Origin of the sequence: Natrarchaeobius halalkaliphilus (genome assembly GCF_003841485.1) — an archaeon.
In the GTDB taxonomy this organism is placed as follows: domain Archaea; phylum Halobacteriota; class Halobacteria; order Halobacteriales; family Natrialbaceae; genus Natrarchaeobius; species Natrarchaeobius halalkaliphilus.
The window spans coordinates 1-5,757 of the sequence record NZ_REFY01000010.1 but is presented as its reverse complement, the minus strand read 5'-3'; the positions used below and the strand labels follow the sequence as shown (position 1 = coordinate 5,757).

1 tRNA gene and 3 rRNA genes are annotated in these 5,757 nt (G+C 57.6%); all 4 read right to left on the bottom strand.

Annotated features, from left to right (window positions below):
• Window positions 1-24: 24 nt before the first annotated feature.
• Window positions 25-146, bottom strand: a 5S ribosomal RNA gene (rrf, locus tag EA462_RS17115).
• A gap of 131 nt (window positions 147-277) precedes the next feature.
• Window positions 278-3,196 (bottom strand): 23S ribosomal RNA (locus EA462_RS17110).
• A 224-nt stretch (window positions 3,197-3,420) separates the two neighbouring features.
• Window positions 3,421-3,492, bottom strand: a tRNA-Ala gene (locus EA462_RS17105).
• A 178-nt stretch (window positions 3,493-3,670) separates the two neighbouring features.
• Window positions 3,671-5,144: ribosomal RNA gene (locus EA462_RS17100) — 16S ribosomal RNA — on the bottom strand.
• The 16S, 23S and 5S rRNA genes sit together here with 1 tRNA gene alongside, the layout of an rRNA operon.
• Window positions 5,145-5,757 lie beyond the last annotated feature (613 nt).

Below are 5,757 nucleotides of genomic sequence, written 5' to 3'. Positions count from 1 at the left end.
GAGTGTAATGAAATGAAGTATGAGTGGTGGCGGCGAATCCACGTTCCCAGAGGGTCTCCCACTCCAGTAGTTGCGAATACGCAGGCGGGCTTATCTTCCGTGTTCGGGATGGGTACGGGAGGAACCCCGCCGCTCTGGCCGCCGAACGCCGACCGATGGAGTCGAACCATCGCCGTTCCAGTATCGGGTTCGTGGTTGTCTAACCGTGTGTATGTTGTGTAGTCCAGTTCGCGCCTGGACCCGTTTCCGGGCACCAGATCCAATGCGATGTCATATGAGTGTGTGGCTTGGCCGATTAGTGCTCGCGGGCTCAACGTCTCGTTGCCTCGACGCGTACACCCCGAGTCTATCGATCTCGTCTTCTACGAGTGGCCTCGGTGGTATCTCTTTTTCAAGTGGGTTTCGAGCTTAGATGCGTTCAGCTCTTACCCCGTGGTGCGTGGCTGCCCGGCACGTGCTCTTTCGAACAACCGGTACACCAGTGGCACCCATTCGTAGTTCCTCTCGTACTATACGAACGTTCTCGTCAGATACCGTAACACCCCCAATAGATAGCAGCCGACCTGTCTCACGACGGTCTAAACCCAGCTCACGACCTCCTTTAATAGGCGAACAACCTCACCCTTGCCCGCTTCTGCACGGGCAGGATGGAGGGAACCGACATCGAGGTAGCAAGCCACCCGGTCGATATGTGCTCTTGCGGGTGACGACTCTGTTATCCCTAAGGTAGCTTTTCTGTCAGCAATTGGCCGCATCAAGCAGCCTAATTGGTTCGCTAGACCACGCTTTCGCGTCAGCGTCCGTCGTTGTGCCGGACACTGTCAGGCTTCCGTATGCTCTTGCGCTCTTTCCCGAGTCTCCGACTCGGGTGAGGAAACCTTGGGGCGCGCTCGATATCTTTTCAAGCGCGTACCGCCCCAGTCAAACTGCCCGGCTACCAGTGTCCTCCGCCAGGAGTGAGAGTCGCAGTCACCATCGGGTAGTATTTCAATGCTGCCTCGGTGGCCCGCTAGCGCGGGTACCTGTGTAGCGGCTCCTACCTATGCTGCACAATGGCGACCACGTCTCAGTGACAGCCTGCAGTAAAGCTCTATAGGGTCTTCGCTTCCCCTTGGGGGTCTCCAGACTCCGCACTGGAATGTACAGTTCACCGGGCCCAACGTTGGGACAGTGGCGCTCTCGTTCATCCATTCATGCAAGCCGCTACTGAAGCGGCAAGGTACTACGCTACCTTAAGAGGGTCATAGTTACCCCCGCCGTTAACAGGTCCTTCGTCCCCTTGTACGGGGTGTTCAGATACCTGCACTGGGCAGGATTCAGTGACCGTACGAGTCCTTACGGATTTGCGGTCACCTATGTTGTTACTAGACAGTCGGAGCGCCCGAGTCACTGCGACCTGCCTCTTCGCGAGGCAGGCATCCCTTATTGCGAACGTACGGGACTAACTTGCCGAATTCCCTAACGTCGGTTGATCCCGACAGACCTTGGCTTTCGCCGCCACGAGTACCTGTGTCGGATCTCGGTACGGACAGTGTGCTCACCTTTTCACGGGCTCTCGGTTGACCTGACTTGCGCTATCCCACCATTCATCCGCTTCCTGCCATTACGGCTTCCACGAACTTCGATGGTTCGACCGGGCGAAGGCCCGGCTCAGGCGGCCCCAAAGCGTTGGCTTTGAGTGCACACTGGCATAGGACTATTAACCTATTTCCCTGTTGTCGCATTCGATCTACGGTGCGACTTAGGACCGGCTAACCCTCAGCTGATTAACATTGCTGAGGAACCCTTACTCGTTCGGCCGTCGGGGTTCTAACCCGACTAACGCTGCTACTATGACCAGAATTATCGTTACTGCACGGTCCACACGACCTCTCGGCCGTGCTTCCGCCCGAACAGAACGCCAACCTACGGAATCACTCTCTAAAGAGTGCCGCTAGGTCTCGGTGGTGGACTTGAGCCCCGATCATTTTCAGCGCCCCGAACCTCGGCCGGTAAGCTGTTACGCTTTTCTTAGAGGGTAGCTGCTTCTAAGCTCACCTCCCGGCTGTCTAGGGCTCGGGACCACTTTCGATCGCACTTAGTCCACACTTTGGGACCTTAACCCAGCTCTGGGTTGTCTCCCTCACGGTACACAGACTTACTCCGCGCACCGGACTCCCCGCGTCGAACGGCGTTCGTAGGTTCGGAGTTGGACAGGGGGGCGCACTCCTCTCGGAGTGCGGTCCCCCAATCCGTCGCTCTACCCCACGAACTACCTCGGCGGAGGTCATGCTTCGACATGTTTCGGTTGGAACCAGCTGTTTCCGGACTCGATGGGCCTTTCACCCCTAGACGTAGATCACGAGAGGGTATTGTAGGACACCAACTCTAACAGGCCTCCACGCACCTTTCGGCACGCTTCACCTTGTCCACGCCTAGATCGTCCGGTTTCGGGTCGTGTCCGCTTGACTCCCCGCGCTTGAACACGGTGACCCTGGTGCAAAGCACTGCGGTCATATCGGTTTCCCTACGCCTTCCCTGATACTCAGGTTAGACTCGTCAAACAGACACACTCTCTGGTTCGTTTTTCAAAACGTACGACAAAACACCGGCTTCCTGCACTGCTTACTGGTAGCTCGCGCTACGGTCATTCTGTGCGGGACCTTTCGTGCCCTGTCGTTCTATCGCCAACTGATTTCACGCCCTATTGCACCTCCCTTTGTGGGGTGCTTTTCAGCGTTCGCTCACGCTACTTGTTCGCTATCGGTCTTGAGGAGTATTTAGTCTTCGCAGTCGATGCCTGCGACATTCACGAGGAATATCCAATCCCCGCTACTCTGGAGCTGACTCGTCTCTTACTTCTCGATCGTACGGGACTGTCACCCTGTCTCGTGCTCCGTTCCAGGAGACTTCTGACCGAGGTTCCGAGAGTGATCGTCAGTCCGAACACCACATTGCCCGAAGGCTTCGGTTTGGACTGTATCGCGTTCATTCGCCATTACTAACGACATCACATTCGTTGTCTCTTCCTGTCGATACTAAGATGTTTCAATTCTCGACGTTCCCCATTGCGCGAAGCAATTGCGGTGGGGATTCCCATTCGGAAATCCTGAGTTCTTTCCCTCCGTGCGGGTCCCTCAGGCTTATCGCAGCTTGGCACGTCCGTCTTCAGCTCTCAAGCCGAGCGATCCACCAGCTGGCACAGTAGCCACGTTCATCGGATCTGCGTTACGCGCGATGGTAACGTTGAGTGACCCGGGAACGGATCCAGTGGACGCCTGGACTACACGTACACACGGTCTCATCTGCACGCCGGTAGACAGGCCGGCCTGCATTAACCCTTCCCAGTCACACTTGCGCGGACTGGTGCATCGGTTGCGTCGGAGTGAATCGACGACCCTGTCCCACTTAAGGGACACGATCCGCGATTCAGCCCGAGTATGGACCCACTGGGATTCGAACCCAGGGCATCCTCCTTGCAAAGGAGGCACTCTCCCACTGAGCTATGGGCCCACCCCTCCAGAACAGCTGTTCTGGAGGGCTCTTCGGTTAGCCTTGGTAGTTCAAAGGTGCCCGCTCGGCCCGGCGTGGGTCGATCGAACGTGGACGGCGTGGCGCAAAGCGCCACGGTGTGGCCATCCCGTCAGGATGGCCGGTGGTGGGCCAGGCGCGACGGCCTGGTCCCGGTCTGTGGAGGTGATCCAGCCGCAGATTCCCCTACGGCTACCTTGTTACGACTTAAGCCCCCTTGCGAAGCCCAGATTCGACCCCTATACAGGGGCCTCATCCGGACCTCACTCGGGTGCTTTGACGGGCGGTGTGTGCAAGGAGCAGGGACGTATTCACCGCGCTCTGCTGAAGCGCGATTACTACCGAATCCAGCTTCATGAGGGCGAGTTTCAGCCCTCAATCCGAACTACGACCGAGTTTCGGAGATTAGCGTCGCCTTTCGGCGTAGCATCCCACTGTCTCGGCCATTGTAGCCCGCGTGTTGCCCAGCACATTCGGGGCATACTGACCTACCGTTGCCCGTTCCTTCCTCCAGTTTGGCACTGGCAGTCCTCCTAATGTACCCAACCACCACAAGGGTGTTGCTGGCAATTAAGAGTGCGGGTCTCGCTCGTTGCCTGACTTAACAGGACGCCTCACGGTACGAGCTGACGGCGGCCATGCACCTCCTCTCAGTGACTCCAGTAAGCTCATCACACTGACCTTCACAGTACACTGTCGATGCTGGTGAGATGTCCGGCGTTGAGTCCAATTAAACCGCAGGCTCCTCCGGTTGTAGTGCTCCCCCGCCAATTCCTTTAAGTTTCATCCTTGCGGACGTACTTCCCAGGCGGTCTGCTTCACGGCTTCCCTACGGCACAACACAGGCTCGTAGCCTGTGTCACACCTAGCAGACATCGTTTACAGCTCGGACTACCCGGGTATCTAATCCGGTTCGTGACCCGAGCTTTCGTCCCTCACCGTCGGATCCGTCTTTCCAGAGCGCTTTCGCCACCGGTGGTCCGTCCAGGATTACGGGATTTCACTCCTACCCCGGACGTACCCTCTGGATCTTCCGGTCCCAAGCCACGCAGTTTCCACCGGACGCCCGCGCGTTGAGCGCGCGGATTTCCCGGTGGACTTGCGTGGCCAGCTACGGACGCTTTAGGCCCAATAACAGCGGTCATCACTCGGGCTGCCGGTATTACCGCGGCGGCTGGCACCGGTCTTGCCCAGCCCTTATTCGCCTACCTCCTTACGGTAGGAAAAAGCGAGGACGATATGCCCTCGCAGATGGAGTCCCCTTATCGCACTGGCGTGCAGTGTAAAGGTTTCGCGCCTGCTGCGCCCCGTAGGGCCCGGTATCTTGTCTCAGATACCGTCTCCGGGCTCTTGCTCTCACAACCCGTACCGATTACTGGCACGGTGGGCCGTTACCCCACCGTCTACCTAATCGGCCGCAGCCACATCCTAAAGCGCCTCAACGTTTCACGCTCTCTGCAATTCCAGCCTGAGAGCGCTATTCCGGATTAGCCTCAGTTTCCCGAGGTTATTCGGATCTCTAGGGTAGTTTGGCCACGTGTTACTGAGCTATCTGCTACGAGTCTAAACTCGTACAACTAGCATGGCTAAATCGGACTCCACTAGCAATGACCTCCGGCAGGATCAACCGGAATGTCGACTCCCCTAAAAGGGGAGGGTTGCTTCCCCAGAACGGGGAAGCTGGCGGTGAATGTTGATACACACTCACACTATGGGTCCACATTCGGTGACCGCGATCGCTGACCGATCGGGCGTCACCGAACTACCAAGGCTAACATCAGATCCCATCTGTACGGAAGACCGCAGGGGTGGAATCCTCATCTCCTTCGGACCTATTCCTACGCCAGCAGGGGTACAAAACCCCTTCGGACTGGCCCGGTCCGAGACGACGGAACGAGTCGAACGCTCCGTCACTCACATCGTCTTTTGCATTCACATCCGAATCACCTCGAGTACTTAAGGGCGTCGGATCAGTTCCGGGCCGGAAACCGCATCCGGCTACCGAATACGTGTACCAATACTACGTCACGAGAGTATATATACTCGTCGTCACTACTGCCGATACGTCGGCACGTCGGTCCGTCGATCCGAACGCCCTCGGGAACGGGGACGGCCGAAGCCAACACCGTGTGTCGAGGGTGGATGGTGAGTCTGCCTCCGCACCGGAATCCGGTCGGAGGGGACGCGGCGCGATGACCACGTCGTTCGCATTCAAGACGAGGACGGGGTCCATACATAAGGCCGTCG